Origin of the sequence: Marinobacter excellens LAMA 842, from assembly GCF_001574445.1 — a bacterium.
Taxonomy (GTDB): Bacteria; Pseudomonadota; Gammaproteobacteria; order Pseudomonadales; family Oleiphilaceae; genus Marinobacter; species Marinobacter shengliensis.
On sequence record NZ_LOCO01000002.1, the window covers coordinates 130,666 to 154,158 of the forward strand.

A 23,493-nucleotide genomic window follows, 5' to 3' on the forward strand; every position below is an offset into this window, starting at 1 on the left:
CGCATCAGCATGTCATTTACCGTTGTCATCCCCGCCCGCTACGCATCCAGCCGGTTACCCGGTAAACCTATGGCCATGATTGCCGGTAAACCGATGATCCAGCACGTATGTGAACGCGCCCAGGAAAGTCGGGCGAGCAGGGTCGTGGTTGCCACCGACGACCAGCGCATTGAGGCAGCGTGTCAGGCATTCGGTGCCGAGGTGGTCATGACGTCACCACACCATGCCAGTGGCACGGATCGGCTTGAGGAGGTTGCCCGAAAACTGGGGCTGGACCCGGACCACCGGGTGGTTAACGTCCAGGGTGACGAGCCGCTGATACCGCCGGCGCTGATCAACCAGGTGGCCGATAATCTCGACTACTTCCCTGAAGCCAGTATTGCCACCCTGTGCGAGCGTATCCATGACGCCCAGCAGGTGTTCAACCCGAACGTGGTGAAGGTGGTGTTCGATAACCGGGGCATGGCGCACTACTTCAGTCGAGCACCCATCCCCTGGGCGCGGGACTTCTGGCCCGCCAACGCGTCGGTGGCGGACGTAGACTTACCCGAAGGCATTGGTTACTTCCGGCACATTGGCATTTATGGCTACCGTGCCAGTGTGCTCAGCCAGTTTGTCAGCTGGCCGCCGGCACCGACAGAACAGGTGGAAGCGCTGGAACAGCTCCGGGCCTTGTATAACGGTGCTCACATCCACGTGGATATTGCTGATCGACCGCCCGCACCGGGCGTCGATACCGAAGAGGATCTGGCCCGGGTGCGGGCTTTGATAGAAGCAGGAGGACGTTATGCCTGATCAGGTCAGTGTGTTGTTTGTTTGTCTGGGTAACATCTGTCGTTCGCCAACGGCGGAAGGGGTGTTCAGGCAACTGGTCACTGAGCAGGGAATGACAGAGCACCTGCACATTGACTCCTGTGGCACCGGTAACTGGCATATTGGTAAGTCGCCGGATGCCCGGGCCATGGCGGCGGCAGACCGTCGCGGTGTTGATATCAGTGACCTGAGGGCCCGGCAGATCAAGGCTGAAGACCTCGACCGGTTTGATTACGTGTTGGTGATGGATAGGCAGAACCTGGCCGATGTCAGGGATATCTGGCATCAGAATGGCGGCACCGAACCTCGCCTTTTTCTTGAGTTTGGTGAGTCCGGCCAGGCCGAGGTGCCGGATCCATACTACGGCGGTGAGGACGGTTTTGAACGAGTGCTTGACCTGATTCACGAAGCCAGTCAAGGCTTATTGGAGGATATCCGGGGGCGATTGGCTTGAATGGTGCGCTGAGTGTCACCGAGCATGCTGATCTGCGTGAGCTGAATACACTCGCGATTGCGGCGCGGGCTCGTTATTTGATCCGGATTGCCGGCGTGGATGACCTCACCGCGGCACTGGCCTGGGCCGAGGCCCGGGAGCTGGACACCCTGGTTCTCGGTGGTGGCAGTAACCTTGTGTTTGCCGGTGATTTTGACGGTGCGGTCCTGCACATACAGATTCGGGGCCGGCATTGGGAAAAAGTAAACGGTGATGACGCCGTACTGGTTCTGGGTGCTGGTGAAAACTGGCATGAGGCAGTTTTATACGCTGCCCGCTCGGGTTACCGGGGCATAGAAAACCTGGCGCTGATTCCCGGCACTGCCGGCGCTGCGCCGGTGCAGAACATTGGTGCCTACGGTGTTGAACTTGGCGATACCCTGGTAAGTGTGACAGCGTTGGATCGTGTTACCCGGGGTGTGGTTACCCTGGCCGCCGGCGATTGCCAGCTTGGATACCGTGACAGCCTGTTCAAACGGCAGCCTGGCCGCTACATCATCCTTGAACTTAGACTAAAGCTTTCCCGATCCTTGCCATTAAAACTGGATTACCGGGATCTTCAGGATTATCTCGGGGATACCGATGTCAACGCCCTTACGCCTCTGGAGGTTGCTGAAGCGGTGATGGCGGTGCGGCACCGCAAGCTGCCGGACCCCGCCGTTTTGCCTAACGCGGGCAGCTTCTTCAAGAATCCAGTGATCAATCAGGTGGCGTTTGAAAGGTTGCAGGAGCGCTTTCCTGGTGTGGTGTTTTATCCGGTAGAGCAGGGTGTCAAACTGGCTGCGGCCTGGTTGATTGACCAGGCTGGCTGGAAAGGCTTTCGCAATACCCGGGTGGGTATTCATAACCGACAGGCTCTGGTGCTGATCAACCACTCGGGGGGCTCTGGTGCCGAGGTGCTGGCGCTGGCTGACGAGGTGCGCCGGTCTGTGCAGGAAACCTTCGGGGTTGAGCTTGAAATGGAACCGGGTGTCGTTGGCGCTCGTTAGCGTGGCTGGTCAGAAACCGCCGGGCTGCCCTTTCAGGCAGCCCAGGGGATGATCGAGCGGCCTTAGAGGCCGCCCTTCGGGGAGGCTTTCACCAGGAACGCCAGCGCTTCTTCCACCGAGATGTCCTGTTTTTCTTCATCGCGGCGGCCCTTGTATTCCAGGGTGCCGGCGGTCAGCCCGCGCTCTGAAATCACGAACCGGTGAGGAATGCCCATCAATTCCATATCGGCGAACTTCACGCCCGGGCGTTCGTTACGGTCATCCAGCAGTACGTCGTAACCCGCCTGGCGCAACTGGCTGTAAAGTTTCTCGCCAGCTTCGGCCACTACCGCATTCTTGTGGGCATTGAGAGTAACAATGGCCACCTGGAACGGAGCGATGGCGTCTGGCCAGATGATGCCCTTGTCGTCATGGTTCTGTTCGATAGACGCGGCCACAATACGGGAGACGCCAATGCCGTAGCAGCCCATTTCCATGATCACCGTCTTGCCGTTTTCATCCAGAACGGTGGCGTTCATGGCGGAGCTGTACTTGTTACCCAGTTTGAAGATGTGGCCGACCTCGATACCACGGCGGATCTCCAGGGTACCCTTGCCATCCGGGCTGGGATCACCTTCCTCCACGTTGCGCAGGTCTTCTACCCGGCCCAGGGGTACGTCGCGCTCCCAGTTAACACCGGTCAGGTGGTAATCGTCCTTGTTGGCACCACACACGAAGTCTGCAAGGTGGGCAGCGCTGCGGTCGACGATCACAGGCACAGCCAGGTTGACCGGGCCGATGGAGCCGGGTTTGCAGCCAATGGCCTTTTCGATTTCTTCATCGGTGGCCATGGTCAGCGGCTCGGCAACGCCGTTCAGGTTTTCTGCCTTGATGTCATTCAGGGTGTGATCGCCCCGGAGAATCAGTGCAACCAGGCCAGACTCGCCGTTCTCGTCGGCTTCACCTTTGACCAGCAGGGTCTTCACGCTGCGTTCTGCCGGCAGGCCGAGGAACTGGGAAACGGCTTCGATGGTTTTCTGGCCTGGCGTGTGCACTTCGGTCATGGCCTCGCCAGGGGCCGGGCGATCACCCGCAGGGGCAATGGCTTCGGCTTTTTCGATGTTGGCGGCGTAATCGCTTTCGGTGCTGAACACGATGGCGTCTTCGCCGGAGGATGCCAGTACATGGAACTCGTGGGAGGCACTGCCGCCAATGGCACCGGAATCCGCCTGCACCGGTCGGTAATCCAGCCCGAGGCGATCAAAGATGTTGCAGTAGGTCTGGTGCATAACCTGGTAGGTGTCATCCAGCGAAGCTGCGTTCAGGTGGAAGGAATAGGCATCCTTCATGATGAATTCGCGGGCACGCATAACGCCGAAGCGGGGGCGGCGCTCATCACGGAACTTGGTCTGGATCTGATAAAAGTTAGCCGGCAGTTCCTTGTAGCTTTTCAGCTCGTTGCGGATCAGGTCGGTGATGACTTCTTCGTGGGTCGGGCCAAAGCAGAAGTCACGGCCGTGGCGGTCATTCATGCGCAGCAGTTCGCCGCCGTACTGCTCCCATCGCCCGGATTCCTGCCAGAGTTCGGCTGGCTGCACGGCCGGCATCAGAACTTCCTGGGCTCCACTCTTGTCCATCTCTTCGCGAACAATTCGTTCCACCTTGCGCAGGGTACGCAGGCCCATGGGCAGCCAGGTGTAGAGGCCTGCGGCCAGCTTCCGGATCATTCCGGCGCGCAGCATCAGCTGATGGCTGATAATCTCTGCATCTGAGGGTGTCTCTTTCTGGGTGGCAATCAGGTAACGGCTTGCTCGCATCGTGTCTTCCGCTTTATTGAAAAGTGGGGGTTAAGACTAATTGGCAGGGCTTCTGGCCTGCTTCTGCCTTTCTTTGTCGTAAAGTGGACGTTATTGTACGGAGCCTGCTTCACAAGGTACAGATGATGACTGACGAATCTATCGACGTAACACCTCGCCGGCGACCGGTTCAGGCGCGCAGTCGGGAGCGGGTGGGCAATATCCTCAGCCATGCCGCGGCCATTTTTCATGAGAACGGGGTAGATGGCACCAGTATGTCCGCCATTGCCCGGCAATCTGGCATGTCGTTAGCGTCCCTTTACCGCTACTTTCCAAACAAGGCGGCCATCGTTCATGCCATTGCCGAAGGGCATGTCGAAAAAATGGAAACCGCGCTGCGGGAGAAACTGCCCGAGCTGAGCCTGCACGACGCGGTGGATGTGCTGATTGATCAGTTCTATGACTTCTACCGCACCGAACCTGCGTACTCGGCAATCTGGAGCGGCGTTGAGTCCATGCCCGAGCTGCGGGAACTGGATCTGCGGGAACTCTACAGCAACGCCCGTGACCTGGATGCCCGGCTCCAGCAGGAGTATCCGGCGTTGCCGAAGGAACGCAGCTGGACCGCCAGCCTGTTGTTGCCCCGATCTGCCGGAACCATCCTCAGGCTCGCAGCCACCCTGCCGGACGACCAGGGGCAGCAGTTAGTGGTGGAATTGAAGTGTATGGCCAGGGCTTACCTGGCAGAGCTGGCCCGTCAGGAAAGATAGCCCAGGGGCAGGGCGGTACTGTCGATTACCCTCCGCAGTACAAAGCTGGAGTGCACCCCACTGACACCCTGAATCCGGGTAATGCGATTAAGCAGAAACTGGTGATAGTGGTCCATGTCTGGCACCACCACTTTCAGCATGTAGTCGGCACTCTGGCCGGTGATCAGGTAGCACTCCTGAACCTCGGGAAAGACCGCCACCTGTTCCTCGAAAGCGGCAAAGCGTTCCGGTGTATGTCGGTCCATGCCAATCAGGATGATGGCGGTCAGCGACAACCCCAGTTTTTTGTGGTCCAGAATCGTCACCGTGCGCACTATGATGCCCGCGTCTTCAAGCGCCCGCACCCGGCGCAGACAGGGGGAGGGTGAAAGCCCGACTTTCTCCGCCAGTTGCTGGTTGGTCAGTGAGCCGTCCTTCTGCAATTGTTCCAGGATTTTCCGGTCAGTTTTGTCAATTCTGACCAGCGCCTTGTTATTACTCGCAATCATATGCTGTAAATCCTGACTTGATGGCAATATGTGGCTTATGAATAACGGTTTTGGGCTAAAATAGCAACCAAATAGCGTCGTTTGGGCGTTACACTCTCTCCATTGATACGAACAGCGAAAGGAATGTTCCGTTATGGCCTTTGATCATCGTAAATACGTCGCCTTCAAACCGGTTGCCAAGAAAGACCGTCGCTGGCCGGACCAGGTTATCGAGAAAGCACCCACCTGGTGTGCTGTCGACCTGCGGGATGGCAACCAGTCGCTGATCAAGCCTATGTCCGTTGCCCAGAAACAGCGCCTGTTCGATTTGCTGGTCAAGCTTGGCTTCAAGGAGATCGAGATTGGTTTTCCGGCCGCCAGCCAGCCGGATTTTGATTTCTGCCGCAAGCTGATTGAAGAAAACCGGATTCCGCACGATGTGAAAATCCAGGTGCTGACCCAGGCCCGCCCGGAACTGATTGAGCGTACCTACGAAGCTTTGAAGGGTGCGAAGCAGGCGATCGTGCACGTGTACAACTCCACCTCTACCGTGCAGAGGGAGCAGGTGTTCGGTCTGGACCGGGCCGGCATTCGCGAGATTGCCGTTAACGGTGCCAGCCTTGTGAAAGAGATTGCGGCCCGTTATCCGGACACCGACTGGACCTTCCAGTATTCCCCGGAGAGCTTCACCGGCACCGAGCTGGACTTCGCTGCGGAAGTGATTGATGCGGTCACCGAGGTGTGGCGCCCGGATCAGGGGCAGCCGGTGATTATCAATCTGCCGGCTACCGTAGAAATGTCTACCCCTAACGTGTTTGCCGACCAGGTGGAGTGGATTTGCGAAAACATCCGGTATCGCGAGCACATCAGCATCAGCCTGCATACCCATAACGACCGGGGGTGTGCGGTGGCTGCGGCCGAACTGGGCGTGATGGCCGGCGCTGATCGGATTGAAGGTACCCTGATGGGTAACGGGGAGCGCACTGGCAACATGGATCTGGTAACCATGGCCATGAACCTGTATTCACAGGGCATTGATCCGACCCTGGACTTGTCCGGCATGGCGGAAATTACCGAGGTGGTGGAAGCCTGTACCGAGATTTCAACCCACCCGCGTCATCCGTATGCGGGCGAGCTGGTGTTCACCGCCTTCTCGGGCAGCCACCAGGACGCCATCCGTAAGTGCCTGGCCCGCCGCAACGATGACGACGCCTGGAACGTGGCCTACCTGCCCATCGATCCGTTCGATGTGGGCCGTCGCTATGAGGAAGTGGTGCGAATCAACAGCCAGTCCGGCAAGGGCGGTGTGGCTTACGTACTGGAGCGCGACTACGACATTACCCTCCCGCGTTGGTTGCAGATCGAATTCAGTAAAGTGGTCCAGAAAGAAGCCGAGACCAACGGTGGCGAAATTGATTCCCACACCATCCACCGCTTGTTCGAAGACCGCTACCTGAAGGTTCATGAAGACTGGTCACTGCGTTCCTACGATTTGCATCGGGACGAAGAGGGTGTTCGTGCGGAAGTGGTGGTCGGTAGCGACTCTTCTCCCGTGACCTTTGAAGGCTGTGGCCTGGGTGCGGTCGAGGCGGTGTCTGACGGCCTGGCCAAGCGCTTTGGCGTTACGGTGGCTGTCGAGGCTTACGATGAGTTTGCCCTGGGCGAGGGCACCAACGCCAACGCCTTGGCCTGTATCCGCCTGACCGCCAATGGCCAGCATTGCAGTGCGGCTGCCCTGGCGGAAGATACCACCTCGGCTACCTTGCAGGCTCTGTTCTCTGCGGTGGCCCAGGCGGTGGGCACGGATATGCCGGCAGCCAAGGCGCCGGAAGCAGCGGAAGCGGTCTGATGCCCGGTTCTGTCTACGCCTGAACGCAGAACGGCCGGCATAATTGCCGGCCGTTCTGTTTTCGTCTGCCCGTGAGGGGCATCCGGCGGTAAACCGTCGCCCTTACAGAGGGGTTACGTTTTCCGCCTGGGGGCCTTTGGGTCCCTGAGTCACGGTAAACTGCACCTGCTGACCTTCTGTCAGGGTACGGAAACCGTTGGAGTTGATTGCACTGTAGTGAACGAAAACGTCACTGCCGCCTTCCTGGGCAATAAAGCCAAAGCCCTTGGATTCGTTGAACCACTTCACGTGGCCAGTTTTGGTATCGGACATCGATCTTTCCTGTCTTTCTGAAAATTTGCCCTCACGGGACCTTCTTGTTTCGCACAGACTCTGGATCCATACAAACGCGGTTTCCGCCTGAGCGGAAGCCGTCGATGCTGAGTCGTCCGGAGCGTACTGAGGAAGGGGCAACGCGAAGCCTGGGCAGGACGTTGTAGCGCATTCGTCAAATACCGCTGCAGAAGAGCACAGCAATTTTTAGTATAGACCGACTTTGGGGGGCGTCAATTGTTTTTTTAGTGATCAGTGTCGGGATTTTAATTGATAAAAAACAACGGGTTGTCATAAGGATGAAACACAACTCTGCCGGTGTTTGAGGCAGAGTTGTGTTGTGGTCCGTTTGCACGGGCGGGGTAGGTCAGCGCACGAATTTCTCGCTGATCTCTTCCAGAATGGCAGGATCATCAATGGTGCTGGGTACGCTGTACTCTTCGCCGTCCGCAATCTGGCGGATCACGCGGCGCAGAATCTTGCCAGACCGGGTCTTCGGTAAACGCTCTACCACCATGGCCCGACGGAAGCAGGCGATGGCGCCAATCTTGTCGCGGACCATTTCTACCAGTTCTTCTTCCAGTTCATCCTGGTCTATGGTTGCGCCGTCTTTGATCAGCACCAGGCCGACCGGGATCTGGCCCTTCATGTCGTCGTGGGCGCCTACAACACAGCACTCCGCGACTGCCGGGTGAGAAGCTACCACCTCTTCCATTTCGCCGGTGGACAGGCGATGTCCGGCGACGTTGATCACGTCATCGGTCCTGCCCATGATGAACACGTAGCCGTCGTCATCAATAAAGCCGCCGTCGCCGGAGCTGTAAAAGCCGGGAATCGGATTCAGGTAGCTGCTCTGGAAGCGTTTGTCGTCGCCCCATACGGTCATCAGGCACCCCGGTGGCAGGGGCAGTTTGACGGCTATCTGGCCTTGTTCGCCGGCCGGTACCTGGCTGCCTTCCATATCGACGACCTGCACGTTGAAGCCGGGTGACGGTACCGTCGCCGAGCCCGGTTTGGTGGTCATCATTTCAATGCCTACGGGGTTGCAGCAGATGGCCCAGCCGGTTTCGGTCTGCCACCAGTGGTCGAGAATCGGCAGGCCCGTGTGTTCCTTCAGCCATTCGTAGGTGGGGGGGTCCAACCGCTCGCCGGCCAGGAAAATGCGTTTCAGCGACGAGACATCGTAGCGGCTTAGCTGATCTGCTTCGGGGTCTTCCTTGCGCACGGCCCGGAAGGCGGTGGGCGCGGTGAACAGCATGTTCACCTTGTGATCCTGGACTACCCGCCAGAAGGCGCCGGCGTCAGGGGTTTTTACCGGTTTGCCCTCATACAGGATGGTGGTGCAGCCAGCGAACAGAGGCGCATAGACAATGTAGCTGTGGCCTACCACCCAGCCCACGTCTGACGCCGCCCAGAAGACATCGCCGGGTTTGGCGTCATAGACCAGTTTCATGCTGTATTTGAGGGCCACGGCATGGCCGCCGTTATCCCGCACCACGCCTTTTGGTTTGCCGGTGGTGCCGGAGGTGTAAAGTACATAAAGCGGGTCGGTGGCTTTCACTGGCACCGGGTCTGCTGGCTCCGCATTGGCGGTCATGTCGTTCCAGTCGTAATCCCGTCCTTCCGACAGGTTGGCTGTGACTTGCGGCCGCTGGTACACCACACATAGCTCAGGCTTGTGGCTGGATTGCTCAATGGCCCTGTCCACCAACGGTTTGTATTCAATGACCTTGGTGACTTCAATGCCGCAGGAGGCAGTGATCAGCGCCTTGGGCTTGGCATCCTCAATACGCACCGCAAGTTCGTGGGCAGCAAACCCACCGAACACTACTGAGTGGATGGCGCCCAGGCGGGCACAGGCCAGCATGGCAATGGCTGCCTGCGGAATCATTGGCATGTAGATAATGACCCGGTCACCCTTCTCGACCCCGCGAGCACGCAGGGCGCCGGCAAACAGGGCTACTTCATCCCGTAATTCGTCATAGGTGAAGTGTTGCTGGCTGTTAGTCACCGGCGAATCGTAAATCAGGGCTGTCTGTTGACCACGGCCCGCCCGGATGTTGGCGTCAAGGGCCACGTCGCTGGTATTCAGAAGGCCATCGGGGAACCACTGGCCGTGACCGTTATCGAGTGCCTGCCAGATGGTGTTCGGGGTTTCGATCCAGTCAATGTTCTGGGCCTGCTCGCGCCAGAAGTCATCCCGTTGGTCGATGGACCGGCGGAACTCGGAGTGGTATGTCATGCTTTCCACCTCAGTTGTGCTGTTATTGTTCTGTGGCTGTTATGCACAACTGTAGGAGCTTTAGAAACAGGGGCTACTAGACCATAGGCGTAGTTGGCCGTTTTTGTCCGTTTAATCCCCGTTGGAATTGATCTCCGTCACCTTCGCCGTAACGCTGCCGTGGCCCAGTCGGGCGGTGATGGCGGCGCCTTCGCCAAGCTTGCTGGCGTCACGAACAATCTGGTTCTGCTCATCCCTGACAATCGCGTAACCCCGCCCCAGGGTGGCGAGCGGGCTGACAACGTGGAGTGCCTGGGCGTTGTATTGGTAACGTTCCTGTTGCTGCTTAAGGTAGTGGCGGGTGGCCATCTCCAACCGCTCGTGGAGACGGGTCACCTGGTCCCGGGCGGCGATCAGTGTCCGGCGTGGGGATTGGGTGGCAAGGCGCTGGGTCAGGTGATCGGCTTTTACCCGGGTTTGGATGAGTCGCTGGGCGATCGCCTTGTTCAGCCGCACGTCCAGCTCATCCATGCGCTGCGCCTTTTCCTGCAACTCCCGGCGCGGGTCCCGCAGCCGCGCAGACAGGTGGCCAAGCTGGGTGTGCAGGCGCTGGGTTAACCGGCGCGCCGCCTGACTCAGCCTCAGTTCCTGCTCGTTCAGCCGGCGCAGCCAGTGGCTCTGGTCCGGGGAAACCTTCTCAGCGGCCGCCGAGGGTGTCGGGGCGCGAAGGTCTGCCACGAAATCGGCAATGGTCACGTCAACCTCGTGGCCCACCGCGCTGACAGTTGGAATGCTGCAGCTGGCGATAGCCCGGGCTACTGCTTCTTCATTGAAACACCACAGGTCTTCCAGTGAGCCGCCGCCGCGCCCGATGATCAATACATCGGCCACGCCGTGTTGCTGGGCGCGCTGGATCGCGTTGACGATGTCGGCCGTGGCGGCCTGGCCCTGAACTGCTGTGGGGTAGAGGGTGACGGGGATGGCCGGGCAGCGGCGGGCCAGCACGGTCAATATGTCATGGATGGCGGCACCCGTGGGTGAGGTCACCACGCCAATGTGGCGCGGTGTGGCTGGAACCGGTTTTTTTCGGGCCGGGTCAAACAAGCCCTCCGATTGCAGTTTCATCTTCAGGGCCTCAAAGGCCTGTTGCAATTCGCCCAGCCCTGCCGGCTCCAGGTGTTCGACAATGATCTGGTAGTCGCCCCGGTTCTCGTAGAGTGTGACCTTGCCGCGGATGCGAATCTGGTCGCCTTCACGGGGCAGGGTGCGCAGGCGTTGATTGGCACCCCGGAACATGGCACAGCGTACCTGGCACTTCTGGTCCTTCAGGGAGAAATACCAGTGCCCGGAGGAAGGTCTTGAAAATCCGGACAATTCGCCCTCCACCCACACCTGCATAAAGCTGGTTTCCAGCAGATGGCGTGCCTGATGGTTGAGTTCACTGACCGACAGGGCCCGGGGCCGGGAATCCGGATAAGGGGGTATCAAAGGGCGCGCTCCGTGATTATTCATACGCAATAGCCGAAAGAGAGGGGTAAAAATAACGGAAATTCAAAAAGATGCAACCAAACGCCAAAAACCTCGCGGTTTACTGTCTGTTGGCACCACTTTATAATAGATCGATTAAGGATTTTGCTTTGCTGTGCCGCCGCGGGTACAGCATGGAATTTCCAAACTTAGCATGTTCAAAAGGCGGACCCAAATGCTGCGTATTGCCGAAGAAGCCCTCACGTTTGACGACGTTCTCCTCGTGCCCGGATATTCCGAAGTTCTGCCTCATCAGGTGGAGCTGAAGACTCAATTGACCAAAGGCATCACCCTGAATATTCCGCTGGTGTCATCGGCCATGGATACGGTCACTGAAGCCGAGCTGGCCATTGCCATGGCTCAGGAAGGCGGCATCGGCATCATGCACAAGAACATGTCAGTTGAGCAGCAGGCAGCTGCCGTACGCAAGGTCAAGAAATATGAAAGTGGTGTGGTGAAAGATCCGATCACCGTCACACCGGAGACAACGGTTCGGGAACTGGTGGATATCACCATGGCCAACAGCATTTCCGGCCTTCCGGTTGTCGACGGCACTGATCTGGTCGGCATCGTCACCGGGCGTGATATCCGCTTCGAAAGCCGGATGGATACCCTGGTGCGTGACATCATGACTCCGAAGGAAAAGCTGGTTACGGTCAAAGAGGGTGCCAGCCTGGAGGAAATCAAGGAACTGCTGCACCGTCACCGCATTGAAAAAGTTCTGGTAGTGAACGACGAATTCGAATTGCGGGGCCTGGTTACCGTCAAGGATATCCAGAAAGCCAAAGACTACCCGCTGGCCTGCAAAGACGAGCAGGGCCGTCTGCGAGTGGGTGCGGCGGTGAGTACCGGTGGCGATACCGATGCCCGGATTGCAGCGCTTGCCGAAGCCGGCGTGGATGTGATTGTCGTGGATACCGCCCATGGCCATTCCAAGGGTGTGATTGACCGGGTTCGCTGGGTAAAGCAGAACTACCCTGATGTTCAGGTGATTGGCGGTAACATTGCCACCTCGGGTGCGGCGATTGCCCTGGCTGATGCCGGCGCGGATGCGGTCAAGGTGGGCATCGGTCCCGGCTCCATCTGTACCACCCGCATTGTCGCCGGCATTGGTGTGCCGCAGATTTCGGCGGTGTCCAATGTGGCAGCGGCGCTGAAAGAGCGCGGCGTACCCGTGATTGCCGATGGTGGTATCCGGTTCTCCGGTGATATCGCAAAAGCCATCGCAGCGGGCGCTCACAGCGTCATGATCGGTAGCCTGCTGGCGGGTACTGACGAAGCTCCGGGTGAAGTGGAATTGTTCCAGGGCCGGAGTTACAAGGCTTATCGTGGTATGGGATCCATTGGTGCCATGGGGCAGGGTTCCAGCGACCGCTATTTCCAGGACGCCAGCAAAGGTATTGAAAAACTGGTGCCGGAAGGCATTGAAGGCCGTGTGGCCTGCAAAGGCCCCATGCGCAACATCGTGCACCAGTTGGTGGGTGGCTTGCGTGCATCCATGGGTTACACAGGCAGTGCAACCATGGATGAGATGCGTACCAAGCCGGAATTTGTGCGCATTACCAACGCCGGGATGCGTGAGAGCCACGTGCACGACGTGACCATCACCAAAGAAGCTCCCAACTACCGAATCGGCTAAAAACTGCCTGATTTGACGCGGCCCGGTTTCCGGGCCGCGCTGTTTTTTTAAAGCCCGAGGACTCCATGGCTCAGAACATTCACGACCACCGTATCCTGATTCTTGATTTCGGTTCCCAGTACACCCAGCTGATCGCCCGCCGTGTGCGCGAAATCGGCGTGTACTGTGAAATCAAGGCCTTTGACGTAACAGACGAAGAACTCAACGAGTTCAATCCCAAAGGCATCATCCTGGCGGGTGGTCCGGAATCGGTAACCCAACTGGGTGGTCCCCGTGCACCGGAAGGGCTGTTCGACAAAGGCATTCCGATTCTGGGCATCTGCTACGGCATGCAGACCATGGCGGAGCAACTGGGCGGCCGTGTTGCCAGCTCTGAGAAGCGCGAATTCGGCTACGCCCAGGTGAAAGTCCGGGCCAAGGGCCCTCTGCTGCAGGACATTACTGACCACCTGACACCTGCGGGTGAATCCCTGCTCGATGTCTGGATGAGCCACGGTGACAAAGTAGTTGCCATGCCGGAAGGCTTTGAGCTTTTAGCCTCTACCGAGAGCGCGCCGATTGCCGCCATGCAGGACCTCAGCCGTAACCTGTACGGTGTCCAGTTCCATCCGGAAGTGACCCACACTCTCCAGGGTAAGCGGATTCTCGAGCACTTTGTCCTGAATATCAGTGGCTGTGAGGCCCTGTGGACACCGGCCAAGATTGTTGATGACGCCGTTCGCCAGATTCGTGAGCAGGTAGGCTCCGAAAAGGTTCTGCTGGGGCTGTCTGGTGGTGTGGATTCCTCGGTAACCGCCGCTTTGCTGCACAAGGCCATCGGCGACCAGCTCACCTGCGTGTTTGTGGATAACGGTCTGCTGCGCCTGCACGAGGGCGATCAGGTGATGGACATGTTCGCCAGCAACATGGGCGTGAAAGTCATCCGTGCGGATTCCGAAGACCTGTTCCTGTCAAAGCTCAAGGGAGTTAACGACCCTGAGCAGAAGCGCAAAATCATCGGCAACACCTTTATTGATGTGTTTGATGCCGAGGCCGCCAAGATCAAAGACGTGAACTGGCTTGCCCAGGGCACCATCTACCCGGATGTGATCGAATCTGCCGCCTCCAAAACCGGTAAAGCCCATGTCATCAAATCCCACCATAATGTGGGTGGCCTGCCGGAAACCATGAAGATGAAACTGGTTGAGCCGCTGCGGGAGCTGTTCAAAGACGAAGTTCGCAAGATTGGCCTGGAGCTCGGTTTGCCTTACGACATGGTTTACCGCCACCCGTTCCCGGGGCCGGGTCTGGGTGTCCGTATTCTTGGCGAAGTGAAGAAAGAGTACGCGGAAATTCTGCGCCGCGCCGATGCGATTTTCCTGGAAGAGCTGCACCGTGCGGATCTGTACCACAAGACCAGCCAGGCGTTCGCGGTGTTCCTGCCGGTGAAATCCGTCGGTGTGGTAGGCGATGCCCGCCGGTACGAATACGTGATTGCCATCCGGGCAGTGGAAACCATCGACTTTATGACTGCACGTTGGGCGCGCCTGCCGTATGATCTGCTGGAAACGGTTTCCAACCGGATTATTAACGAGATTTCTGGCGTTTCCCGTGTGACCTACGACATCTCTTCCAAGCCACCCGCGACGATTGAGTGGGAGTAAGTCGAGGCAGGGGATAAGGGATAGTGAACGACACTCCGGAAGATCGGCGCTGGATGGCCAGGGCACTGGAACTCGCCGCCCAGGCCGGGGCAGCCGGTGAAGTGCCGGTTGGCGCCATTGTTGTTCTGGATGGCAGGGAGGTTGGGGCGGGCTTCAATGCCCCGATTTCCCATTGCGACCCGACCGCCCATGCGGAAATCAGAGCCCTGCGGGATGCTGCGGCTCGGGTGGGGAACTACCGGTTGGCGGGTGCTACGATGTATGTAACCCTGGAGCCCTGCACCATGTGTGTGGGAGCCATTGTCCACGGTCGTATCAGCCGGTTAGTGTATGGTGCCGCTGAGCCCAAAGCGGGTGCCGTCGAGTCGGCCAGAAGAACCCTTGAAGAGCCGCATCTGAACTGGCGGGTAGAGGTTTGCGGGGGCGTGATGGCCGAACCGTGCGGTCGGGTGATCTCCGAATTTTTCAGCCGGCGCCGTCGGGAAATCCGGCAGCGCCGCCAACAACACTCAGGGAAGGGAAGCACAGACTCATGAAAGTTCTTGTTACCGGCGGTGCCGGATATATCGGCAGCCACGTTGTGCGTCAGTTGGCAGCAGCGGGCCACGACATTATGGTGTTTGATAACCTCTCTACCGGCTATCGCTGGGCGGTAACCGCCGGGGAGCTGGTGGAAGCCGATCTGGCGGATGAAGACGCGATAGAAGCCGTATTTTCCGCCCACAAGTTTGAAGCGGTGCTGCACTTTGCAGCGAACATCGTGGTGCCGGAGTCTGTCGCCAATCCCCTCAAGTACTACAGTAATAACACCCGTAACACTCTGAATCTGCTGAAAGCGGTTGAGCGCCACCAGGTGCCGTATATGGTGTTTTCTTCCACCGCGGCGGTCTACGGCATGCCAGAGGAAACGGTGCTGACAGAAGACCTGCCGCTGGCACCCATCAATCCCTATGGCGCCTCCAAGATGATGAGCGAGCGGATGATGATGGACCTGGCTGCGGCCAGTAACCTTAACTACGTTATCCTGCGCTACTTCAATGTGGCCGGCGCTAATCCGGAGGGACTGCTGGGGCAGGCAACGCCGGAGGCGACGCACCTGATCAAAGTGGCCTGCGAATGTGTGACCGGTCAGCGCGATGGTATGAGTGTATTCGGCACTGACTACGAAACCCGCGATGGCACCTGTATCCGCGACTATATCCATGTTGAAGACCTGGCAAAGGCCCACGTGATGGCGCTGGATTACATGGTCCGGGGTGGCGAGTCTCAGGTGCTCAACTGTGGTTACGGCCGCGGCTTTACCGTGCGAGAAGTCATTGATGTGGTCAAGGCGGAATCCGGTGTCGATTTTCCGGTAACTGAAACCGGCCGCCGCGCCGGCGACCCGGCAGCACTGATGGCCGACAACACGCGAATCAAGAATGTTCTGGGCTGGCAGCCGGATTACGATGATCTCAATACCATCGTGCGTACCGCTCTGGCCTGGGAATCGGTCTGGCAGAAGAAAAAAGCTTCCCGATAACCTCTTCAAGCAACTAATTTCAGGAACAACTGGATGAAAATTACGATTTTTGGAACCGGATACGTGGGCCTGGTAACAGGTGCCTGTCTTGCGGATGTTGGTCACGATGTGCTTTGTATGGATGTGGATCAGGGCAAGATCGAGAAACTGAAGAACGGCAAGATTCCGATTTACGAGCCAGGCCTCGATAGCATCGTTAAACACACCGTGGAAGCCGGTCGTCTGTCGTTCACCACCGACACCGAACAGGCTGTCAAACATGGCACCCTTCAATTTATTGCCGTGGGCACGCCGCCGGACGAAGACGGCTCTGCCGATCTGCAATACGTGCTCGCGGTGGCGAAATCCATCGGTCAGTACATGGATGACTACAAGGTGGTTGTCGACAAGTCCACCGTACCCGTGGGCACCGGTGACAAGGTAAAGGCAGCGGTACGCGCGCAGCTCGACAAGCGCGGCCTGGAGCTGGATTTCGACGTGGTGTCCAACCCGGAATTCCTGAAAGAAGGCGCCGCCATCAACGATTTCATGAAGCCGGACCGCATTGTGGTGGGTACCGACAGCGAACAGGCGGCGGAGCTGTTGCGGGAGGTTTACTACCCGTTCAACCGCAACCACGACCGGATGATCTTTATGGATATCCGTTCGGCGGAACTCACCAAATACGCTGCCAACTCCATGCTGGCCACCAAGATCAGCTTCATGAACGAAATGTCCAACCTGGCCGAACGCCTGGGTGCCGACATCGAAGCGGTGCGCCGGGGCATTGGTTCTGACCCCCGTATCGGCTACCACTTCATCTACCCTGGCTGCGGCTATGGTGGCTCCTGCTTCCCGAAAGACGTACAGGCCCTGGCCCGGACGGCCGGTGATTGCGATTACGAGGCCAAGTTGCTGAATGCGGTAGAAGCCGTTAACTACGCTCAGAAACACGTGCTGTTCGACAAGATCAGCCACTTCTTCCAGGGTGATCTGAAAGGCAAGGTGGTTGCGGTCTGGGGCCTGGCCTTCAAACCGAACACTGACGACATGCGTGAAGCCTCCTCGCGGACGCTGATGGAAAATCTCTGGAAGGCCGGCGCTACGGTGCAGGCGTTTGATCCGGAAGCCATGGAAGAAACCCAGCGCATCTACGGTGACCACGAAGGCCTGACCCTGTGTGGCACCAAAGAACAGGCCTTGAAAGGTGCCGATGTGCTGGCCATCTGTACCGAGTGGAAAGAATTCCGTTCGCCGGACTTCGACCTGATTGCCGGCGCCCTGAAACAGCCGGCGGTGTTTGACGGTCGTAACCTGTACGAGCCGGAAATGCTCGAGCGCCATGGTCTGGTTTACTACGCCATTGGCCGCGGCCGTAACCAGTTTCATTCCGCGGGCTGATCGAGAGGGCCGGTGATGTTTCAGCTACACGAAAGGCTAGCGGCAGATACCCACTACCTGGGTTGCAGCCGCCTGTGCGAAATCCTGTTGATGAACGACAGCACCTGGCCCTGGATAATTCTGGTGCCGGCGGTGCCGGACATCCGGGAAATCTACCAGCTGGACCATAAGCAACAGGTGCGGTTGCTGGAAGAGTCCTCCACGCTTAGCCGGGGCATGATGGAGCTTTTCAGTGGCGACAAGATGAATGTGGCGGCGCTGGGTAACATGGTGCCGCAGCTTCATTTGCACCACATCGTGCGCTTTGAAGGTGACCCGGCCTGGCCAGGCCCTGTGTGGGGCAAGCAGCCACCGGTGCCCTATGAAGGGGCTGCACTGGCGCAGGTCAAAGAGAAGCTGAAACCGCTGCTCCATCACCTCGCTTGAACTTCAATGGTTTTATTCCCGGCCCTGCTGCCACTGCGCCAGGGTCTGGGAGCCCACCAGAATCATCCGCAGCTCGGTTTTGAGCTTGTGCTTTAGTTCCTCCCGCTCCTTGGGCGTCGCATCCAGCGCCTCCGCGCCTTGATTGAAAACCAGTGTCACCATGGCTTCGGCCACAACCCGGGCATCGGCCAGAGGCTTGTTCTGTTCATCCGCAAACCGTCCAAGGTCATCTGCCAGTTCCGTAACGAAATGATCGATCTCGGCCTTGACGGCGGTTCTGAACGGTTTCGATACCCCAGTGCGCTCGCGCAGCATCAGGCGGAACAGGTTGGAGTTGTTGCCCAGATACTCCATGAACGTATCGACTGACGTGGAAATGGCGCTGCCATTTCGGGCTATTCGCTTGCGGGCCTGGCGCATTAACTGTCGCAGCGCAACACCACCTTCATCGACCAGTGCCAGACCCAGTTCATCCAGCTCGGAAAAATGCCGGTAGAAGGAGGTAGGGGCAATGCCGGCTTCCCGGGCCACCTCCCGCAAACTCAGGCTGCCAAAGCCCCGATCCGCACTCAACTGTGCCAGGGCGGCATCCATCAAAGCCCGTCGGGTTTTCAGTTTTTGTTCCGCTCTGGTGGCCAACGTCTTACTCCATGGTCCGCTCAAACCATGCATTCTAGCCCCCGGTTTTTTGATAGTCATCCCGGTGTTCAATATCTGGCTTCAATTCTGCTTGGGGACGCCTGATTTTCACAGTCATTGTGTTTATAATGGGCGGCTTTTACCGGCGGCGCCTCAACACCGTGCGGCCAAGAACGACGTAGCGTCGGGCGGGGGGTGTGCTTTCCGAAACCTTGCGGAGCCATGGATGGCGGAGCAGAGCGTACAGGGACGTATCCACAGCGTGTTTCGGAAAGCACACCCCCCGCCCGATGCGGCAAACCAAGAACACATTCAGATACAACGGGAACCGATATGCGCAGTCACTATTGCGGTGGGATCAACGAATCCCACATCGATCAGGAAGTCACTCTCTGTGGATGGGTACACCGCCGCCGGGACCACGGTGGGGTTATCTTCCTGGATCTGCGAGATCGGGATGGCATGTCCCAGGTGGTTGTCGATCCTGACACCCCTGAGAGCTTTGCTCTGGCGGAGAAGGTTCGCAGCGAGTTTGTTGTTAAAGTCACCGGCCGCGTGCGTCGCCGTCCGGCGGGCACCGAGAACAGCAACATGCCGACCGGCCAGGTGGAGCTGCTGGGTAAGGAAGTCGTGATCCTGAACGCCGCTGCCACGCCGCCGTTCCCGCTGGACGAGCACGTAGATGTGGGTGAAGACGTTCGTCTGCGCTATCGCTTCATCGATTTGCGCCGCCCGGAAATGATCAACCGTCTGCGTTTCCGTTCCCGGGTAACCAGTTACATCCGCAACTTCCTGGATAGCCGCGGTTTCATGGATGTGGAAACACCGATCCTGACCCGTGCCACCCCGGAAGGCGCCCGTGATTATCTGGTGCCCAGCCGTACCCACGAAGGTTCCTTCTTCGCGCTGCCCCAGTCGCCGCAGCTGTTCAAGCAGATGCTGATGGTATCGGGCGTTGACCGCTACTACCAGATCGCCAAGTGCTTCCGAGACGAAGATCTGCGGGCAGACCGTCAGCCGGAGTTTACCCAGGTCGACATCGAGGCCTCTTTCATTGATGAAGAGACCCTGATGAAGCTCAACGAAGACATGATCCGTGCGCTGTTCAAAGACGCGCTGGATGTGGAGCTGCCGGAATTCCCGCGCATGCCGTATTCCGAGGCCATGCAGCGTTACGGCAGCGACAAGCCGGACCTGCGTATTCCGCTGGAACTGCAAGACGTGAACGACCTGGTGGAAGGCGTGGACTTCAAGGTCTTTGCCGGACCCGCGAAAGATCCGAAAGGCCGTGTTGCAGCCTTGCGTGTGCCGAAGGGTGGTGCGCTGACCCGTAAGCAGATTGACGATTACACCAAGTTTGTCGGCATATACGGGGCCAAGGGCCTGGCCTACATCAAGGTCAATGAGTTGGCCAAGGGCGTCGAAGGCCTGCAGTCGCCGATCATTAAGTTCCTGGGCGACGACGTGGCCATGGCGATCATGGAGCGCGTTGCGGCGGAAGATGGCGACATCGTGTTTTTCGGTGCTGACAAGACCACCGTGGTCAACGAAGCCCTGGGCGCACTGCGCATCAAAGTCGGTCATGACCTCGACATGCTTACCTGCGAGTGGGCGCCGATGTGGGTGGTGGACTTCCCGATGTTTGAGGAACTGCCAGACGGCAGCCTCACCGCTATTCACCATCCGTTCACTGCGCCGTCCTGCAGCCCGGACGAGCTTGCGGCCGATCCGGCCAATGCGTTGTCCCGCGCTTACGACATGGTGCTGAACGGCACCGAACTGGGCGGTGGTTCTATCCGTATCCACGACGGCAAGATGCAGGAAACGGTGTTCCGCATCCTCGGTATCGAAGAAGAGGAAGCTCGCGCCAAGTTTGGCTTCCTGCTGGACGCTTTGAAGTTCGGTTGCCCGCCACACGGCGGCCTGGCTTTCGGCCTGGATCGCCTGGTGATGCTGATGACCGGTTCGTCGTCCATCCGGGACGTCATCGCCTTCCCGAAAACCCAGAGCGCCACCTGTCTGATGACCCAGGCGCCGGGTGCGGTAGACGAAAAGCAGCTGAAAGAACTGCACATTCGCCTGCGTCGCTCAGCCAAAGCGGTTGAAGGCAACAAAGCCGAAGACAACGAGTGATACACAAGCCCGGAGGTTGCCCCTGGGGCCTCCGGGCTGAGTGCTTTTGCTCAAGCTATCTCTGAGGGCGCGCGGATGGCCATCATCCTGGGTGTAGACCCTGGCTCACGAATCACCGGCTACGGCATCATTCGTGCGGAAGGCCGCCAGATTGAGTATATCGACAGCGGCTGTATCCGGGTGGGTGAAAAGCCCATGGCGGAACGCCTGCAAACCATTTTCCATAGCCTTGCTGTGTTGATTGGTGAGTACCGCCCGGAAGAGTTCGCCATTGAACAGGTGTTCATGGCCCGGAACCCGGATTCAGCCCTTAAGCTGGGGCAGGCCAGGGGCGCGGCGATTGTCAGTGCCGCCAACAGCGGCCTGGCTGTCCATGAATATTCCGCTCGCCAGGTCAAACAGGCGGTGGTTGGTAGCGGTGGCGCTGACAAATCCCAGGTTCAGCATATGGTCCAGGCACTGCTGGGTTTGTCCCGCAAGCCCCAGGCAGATGCGGCGGATGCCCTGGCGATCGCACTGTGTCATGCCCACATGAACCAGAGCATACTGAAGCTCGCCGGCACCGGTGGCAAAGCGCGAAGCGGGCGGGTTCGGCAACAATAACAGGCTCAGACAAGCCCCAGGAGGCCTGCATTGATCGGTAGAATCCGAGGCATATTGATAGAGAAGGCCCCCGGCCACGCACTGGTGGAGTGCTCCGGTTTGGGTTATGAAGTCGACATTCCCTACACCACCTTCTTTCACCTGCCGGAAACCGGGCAGGAAGTTACCTTACACACGCATTTTGCGGTCAGAGAAGACGCCCAGAGCCTGTATGGCTTTGCCTCCCGGCTGGATCGCAATCTTTTCCGGCTGCTGATCAAGGTCAATGGCGTTGGCCCTAAACTGGCTGTTGGCATACTGTCCGGCCTGGATGCCCAACAGTTTATACGCTGTGTTGAGGCCCGCGATGTCAGCGCCCTGGTGAAGCTGCCGGGGGTCGGCAAGAAAACTGCCGAGCGACTCCTGATTGATATGACTGACCGCATTGGCCAACTGGAAGGGCAGTTCACCCCGACGGTACCGGGTTCAGCAACTCCGGGCGGCTCCACAACAGCGCCGGCGGCAAGCCACGACGCGAGAGACGAGGCCGAGGCCGCGCTGATTGCCCTGGGCTACAAGCCCCAGGAAGCCGCCAAGGCCATTAGTAAGGTGGCTGAGCCCGACATGACCAGCGAAGCGCTGATTCGTCTGGCCTTGCGAAATATGATCCCGGCCGGGTAGTGGATTCACTGCCTGGCCTTTTTTGTGTCGCCCCATGACACCAATGTGTATAGAGCGTAACGTGACTCCAACAATGCCCTTTGTACAATTGGGGCAACTTGAACGTCAGGCCAAAGCTTTGGGCACGTTGTTTATTCCCAGCAAGCGGATAATGCCATGATTGAATCTGACCGACTGATCTCGGCAAAGGCCGGTGAATACGAGGAAGTGCATGATCGGGCCATTCGCCCGACATTGCTGTCTGAGTATGTGGGCCAGCCGACGGTTCGCGAGCAGATGGAAATCTTTATCTCCGCTGCCCGGGGCCGCCAGGAAGCGTTGGACCATGTGCTGATCTTCGGCCCCCCAGGCCTTGGTAAGACTACGTTGGCAAACATTATTGCCAACGAGATGGGGGTGTCGATCAAGACCACCTCTGGCCCGGTACTGGAGAAAGCCGGCGACCTGGCCGCCATGCTGACCAATCTCGAAGAAGGCGATGTACTGTTTATCGACGAGATTCATCGCCTGAGCGCGGCGGTTGAAGAAGTACTGTATCCGGCGATGGAAGATTATCAGCTGGACATCATGATCGGCGAAGGTCCGGCGGCCCGATCCATCAAACTGGATTTGCCCCCGTTCACCCTGGTGGGCGCTACAACCAGGGCGGGTTTGCTGACATCGCCACTGCGAGACCGCTTTGGCATTGTTCAGCGTCTGGAGTTCTACAACACCCAGGACCTCACGCACATCATTCTCCGGTCGGCACGGCTGTCTTCGGTGACCATCGATGAACAGGGGGCATTCGAGATAGCCCGCCGTTCCCGGGGTACACCACGAATTGCCAACCGCCTGCTGCGGCGGGTGAGGGATTTTGCCGAGGTTCGCTCAGACGGCCACATCACTGCCGACATTGCCGACCAGGCTCTGAACATGCTGAAAGTGGACGACCAGGGCTTTGACCACATGGACCGCCGCCTGTTGCTGGCCATGATCGAAAAGTTTGATGGCGGCCCGGTGGGTGTGGAAAGCCTGGCTGCGGCCATCAGTGAAGAGCGGGGGACCATCGAGGACGTGCTGGAGCCGTTCCTGATTCAGCAGGGTTTTATGGTGCGAACGCCCCGGGGGCGAATGGTGACTTCCAGTGCCTACCGCCATTTTGGCGTGGTGGCCCCGAAATCCGGTGCTGAGGACGACCTCTTTGAATGAAAACGCTACGAAAGAACGCTTTGAACTGCCCATCCGGGTGTATATAGAAGATACAGACGCGGGTGGTATCGTCTTTCATGCCAAGTATCTTCACTACATGGAGCGGGCCAGAACCGAGTGGGTACGCAGCCACGGTGTTGGTTTGAGGGCCGGCCTGGAAGACAACACAAGTTACGTGGTTCAGCGCATGAGCCTGCACTATAAGGTGCCGGCCAAACTGGACGACCAGCTACTGGTTACTGCGGAGCCCACAGCGTCGTCCCGGGTGTGGATGAACTTCAGGCAGCGGGTGTTCAGAGCGGCAGACCTGCAGTTATTGTGCGAAGCCGATGTGCGGGTTGCCTGCATCGCACTGGATACCGGCAAGCCCAAGAGGTTGCCCGAGAACATGCAAGAGATTCTAAAGAATTCAATTTAATTTATTGAAAAGCATACAAACTTAGT

At 58.4% G+C, this 23,493-nt stretch carries 21 protein-coding genes and 1 pseudogene; 16 read left to right on the forward strand and 6 right to left on the reverse strand.

Annotated features, from left to right (window positions below; translation table 11 throughout):
* Positions 1-9 precede the first annotated feature (9 nt).
* Genes kdsB through murB form a run of 3 tightly spaced genes read left to right on the forward strand, consistent with a single transcriptional unit; the run spans position 10 to position 2,295 of the window.
* Entirely contained in the window at positions 10-795 is a 786-nt protein-coding gene (gene kdsB / locus J122_RS02695; RefSeq protein ID WP_061331009.1) for a 3-deoxy-manno-octulosonate cytidylyltransferase, read from the forward strand.
* Complete coding sequence (locus J122_RS02700) at positions 788-1,267, forward strand: low molecular weight protein-tyrosine-phosphatase (RefSeq protein WP_058089572.1); 480 nt, start codon at positions 788-790, stop codon at positions 1,265-1,267. Before kdsB ends, J122_RS02700 begins: the two co-directional genes overlap by 8 nt.
* Positions 1,264-2,295: a UDP-N-acetylmuramate dehydrogenase gene (gene murB / locus J122_RS02705; protein WP_061331010.1), complete on the forward strand. Its 1,032-nt coding sequence runs from the start codon at positions 1,264-1,266 to the stop codon at positions 2,293-2,295. Before J122_RS02700 ends, murB begins: the two co-directional genes overlap by 4 nt.
* A 62-nt stretch (positions 2,296-2,357) precedes the next feature.
* Here murB and J122_RS02710 read toward each other — a convergent pair whose 3' ends face one another.
* The gene (locus J122_RS02710; RefSeq protein WP_061331011.1) at positions 2,358-4,091 is read right to left on the reverse strand and encodes a proline--tRNA ligase; all 1,734 of its coding nucleotides are present in this window, start codon (positions 4,089-4,091) and stop codon (positions 2,358-2,360) included.
* Positions 4,092-4,216: 125 nt separating this feature from the next.
* Here J122_RS02710 and J122_RS02715 point away from each other — a divergent pair, with 125 nt between their 5' ends.
* A complete protein-coding gene (locus J122_RS02715; RefSeq protein WP_061331012.1) occupies positions 4,217-4,840 on the forward strand; it encodes a TetR/AcrR family transcriptional regulator in 624 nt (207 codons plus the stop codon).
* Here the strand turns inward: J122_RS02715 and J122_RS02720 are convergent.
* A complete protein-coding gene (locus tag J122_RS02720; protein ID WP_061331013.1) occupies positions 4,828-5,328 on the reverse strand; it encodes an Lrp/AsnC family transcriptional regulator in 501 nt (166 codons plus the stop codon). The genes J122_RS02715 and J122_RS02720 overlap by 13 nt on opposite strands.
* A 133-nt stretch (positions 5,329-5,461) precedes the next feature.
* Between J122_RS02720 and leuA the strand changes: the two genes are divergently transcribed.
* Positions 5,462-7,156 (forward strand): 2-isopropylmalate synthase, encoded by a 1,695-nt coding sequence (gene leuA, locus J122_RS02725; protein WP_061331014.1) that lies wholly within the window; start codon positions 5,462-5,464, stop codon positions 7,154-7,156.
* A gap of 102 nt (positions 7,157-7,258) precedes the next feature.
* On the opposite strand, the gene J122_RS02730 is transcribed toward leuA, so the two are convergent.
* From J122_RS02730 to xseA, 3 genes and pseudogenes are all read right to left on the reverse strand, one after another.
* Entirely contained in the window at positions 7,259-7,468 is a 210-nt protein-coding gene (locus tag J122_RS02730) for a cold-shock protein (RefSeq protein WP_058089577.1), read from the reverse strand.
* Positions 7,469-7,835: 367 nt separating this feature from the next.
* Positions 7,836-9,725: pseudogene (locus J122_RS02735) on the reverse strand (propionyl-CoA synthetase); the annotation flags it as partial.
* Positions 9,726-9,821: 96 nt separating this feature from the next.
* Positions 9,822-11,201 carry an exodeoxyribonuclease VII large subunit gene (xseA, locus tag J122_RS02740; RefSeq protein ID WP_061331016.1) on the reverse strand — a complete coding sequence of 460 codons (1,380 nt, stop codon included), beginning with the start codon at positions 11,199-11,201 and terminating at the stop codon, positions 9,822-9,824.
* 190 nt (positions 11,202-11,391) lie between these two features.
* Between xseA and guaB the strand changes: the two genes are divergently transcribed.
* The 6 genes from guaB (at position 11,392) to J122_RS02770 (ending at position 17,826) form a co-directional block, all read left to right on the forward strand.
* Positions 11,392-12,855 (forward strand): IMP dehydrogenase, encoded by a 1,464-nt coding sequence (guaB, locus tag J122_RS02745; protein ID WP_061331017.1) that lies wholly within the window; start codon positions 11,392-11,394, stop codon positions 12,853-12,855.
* 65 nt (positions 12,856-12,920) lie between these two features.
* On the forward strand, positions 12,921-14,498 hold the full coding sequence (gene guaA / locus J122_RS02750; RefSeq protein WP_061331018.1) for a glutamine-hydrolyzing GMP synthase: 1,578 nt from the start codon (positions 12,921-12,923) through the stop codon (positions 14,496-14,498).
* Between the two features lie 23 nt (positions 14,499-14,521).
* A complete protein-coding gene (tadA, locus tag J122_RS02755) occupies positions 14,522-15,034 on the forward strand; it encodes a tRNA adenosine(34) deaminase TadA (protein WP_413772202.1) in 513 nt (170 codons plus the stop codon).
* Positions 15,031-16,020: a UDP-glucose 4-epimerase GalE gene (gene galE, locus J122_RS02760; protein WP_061331019.1), complete on the forward strand. Its 990-nt coding sequence runs from the start codon at positions 15,031-15,033 to the stop codon at positions 16,018-16,020. The genes tadA and galE overlap by 4 nt, the downstream gene beginning before the upstream one ends.
* 33 nt (positions 16,021-16,053) lie before the next feature.
* Positions 16,054-17,400, forward strand: a complete 1,347-nt coding sequence (locus J122_RS02765) for a UDP-glucose dehydrogenase family protein (RefSeq protein ID WP_061331020.1) — start codon at positions 16,054-16,056, stop codon at positions 17,398-17,400.
* A 15-nt stretch (positions 17,401-17,415) separates the two neighbouring features.
* A complete protein-coding gene (locus J122_RS02770; protein ID WP_061331021.1) occupies positions 17,416-17,826 on the forward strand; it encodes an HIT domain-containing protein in 411 nt (136 codons plus the stop codon).
* Between the two features lie 12 nt (positions 17,827-17,838).
* Here J122_RS02770 and fabR read toward each other — a convergent pair whose 3' ends face one another.
* Positions 17,839-18,465, reverse strand: a complete 627-nt coding sequence (gene fabR / locus J122_RS02775) for an HTH-type transcriptional repressor FabR (RefSeq protein WP_061331022.1) — start codon at positions 18,463-18,465, stop codon at positions 17,839-17,841.
* Between the two features lie 333 nt (positions 18,466-18,798).
* Here fabR and aspS point away from each other — a divergent pair, with 333 nt between their 5' ends.
* The 5 genes from aspS (at position 18,799) to ybgC (ending at position 23,467) form a co-directional block, all read left to right on the forward strand.
* Entirely contained in the window at positions 18,799-20,598 is a 1,800-nt protein-coding gene (aspS, locus tag J122_RS02780; RefSeq protein ID WP_061331023.1) for an aspartate--tRNA ligase, read from the forward strand.
* Between the two features lie 75 nt (positions 20,599-20,673).
* Entirely contained in the window at positions 20,674-21,201 is a 528-nt protein-coding gene (ruvC, locus tag J122_RS02785; protein WP_061331024.1) for a crossover junction endodeoxyribonuclease RuvC, read from the forward strand.
* A gap of 30 nt (positions 21,202-21,231) precedes the next feature.
* Positions 21,232-21,861 (forward strand): Holliday junction branch migration protein RuvA, encoded by a 630-nt coding sequence (ruvA, locus tag J122_RS02790; RefSeq protein WP_061331025.1) that lies wholly within the window; start codon positions 21,232-21,234, stop codon positions 21,859-21,861.
* Positions 21,862-22,017: 156 nt separating this feature from the next.
* Entirely contained in the window at positions 22,018-23,049 is a 1,032-nt protein-coding gene (gene ruvB / locus J122_RS02795) for a Holliday junction branch migration DNA helicase RuvB (RefSeq protein WP_061331026.1), read from the forward strand.
* Positions 23,042-23,467 carry a tol-pal system-associated acyl-CoA thioesterase gene (gene ybgC / locus J122_RS02800; RefSeq protein ID WP_061331027.1) on the forward strand — a complete coding sequence of 142 codons (426 nt, stop codon included), beginning with the start codon at positions 23,042-23,044 and terminating at the stop codon, positions 23,465-23,467. Before ruvB ends, ybgC begins: the two co-directional genes overlap by 8 nt.
* The last annotated feature ends 26 nt before the right edge of the window (positions 23,468-23,493 follow it).

Bases quoted from the DNA above. Each gene is read 5' to 3' on its own strand.
- kdsB (WP_061331009.1), top strand. From the start codon at position 10: ATGTCATTTACCGTTGTCATCCCCGCCCGCTACGCATCCAGCCGGTTA.
- J122_RS02700 (WP_058089572.1), top strand. From the start codon at position 788: ATGCCTGATCAGGTCAGTGTGTTGTTTGTTTGTCTGGGTAACATCTGT.
- J122_RS02710 (WP_061331011.1), bottom strand. From the start codon at position 4,091: ATGCGAGCAAGCCGTTACCTGATTGCCACCCAGAAAGAGACACCCTCA.
- J122_RS02715 (WP_061331012.1), top strand. From the start codon at position 4,217: ATGACTGACGAATCTATCGACGTAACACCTCGCCGGCGACCGGTTCAG.
- J122_RS02720 (WP_061331013.1), bottom strand. From the start codon at position 5,328: ATGATTGCGAGTAATAACAAGGCGCTGGTCAGAATTGACAAAACTGAC.
- leuA (WP_061331014.1), top strand. From the start codon at position 5,462: ATGGCCTTTGATCATCGTAAATACGTCGCCTTCAAACCGGTTGCCAAG.
- J122_RS02730 (WP_058089577.1), bottom strand. From the start codon at position 7,468: ATGTCCGATACCAAAACTGGCCACGTGAAGTGGTTCAACGAATCCAAG.
- xseA (WP_061331016.1), bottom strand. From the start codon at position 11,201: ATGAATAATCACGGAGCGCGCCCTTTGATACCCCCTTATCCGGATTCC.
- guaB (WP_061331017.1), top strand. From the start codon at position 11,392: ATGCTGCGTATTGCCGAAGAAGCCCTCACGTTTGACGACGTTCTCCTC.
- guaA (WP_061331018.1), top strand. From the start codon at position 12,921: ATGGCTCAGAACATTCACGACCACCGTATCCTGATTCTTGATTTCGGT.
- galE (WP_061331019.1), top strand. From the start codon at position 15,031: ATGAAAGTTCTTGTTACCGGCGGTGCCGGATATATCGGCAGCCACGTT.
- J122_RS02765 (WP_061331020.1), top strand. From the start codon at position 16,054: ATGAAAATTACGATTTTTGGAACCGGATACGTGGGCCTGGTAACAGGT.
- J122_RS02770 (WP_061331021.1), top strand. From the start codon at position 17,416: ATGTTTCAGCTACACGAAAGGCTAGCGGCAGATACCCACTACCTGGGT.
- aspS (WP_061331023.1), top strand. From the start codon at position 18,799: ATGCGCAGTCACTATTGCGGTGGGATCAACGAATCCCACATCGATCAG.
- ruvC (WP_061331024.1), top strand. From the start codon at position 20,674: ATGGCCATCATCCTGGGTGTAGACCCTGGCTCACGAATCACCGGCTAC.
- ruvB (WP_061331026.1), top strand. From the start codon at position 22,018: ATGATTGAATCTGACCGACTGATCTCGGCAAAGGCCGGTGAATACGAG.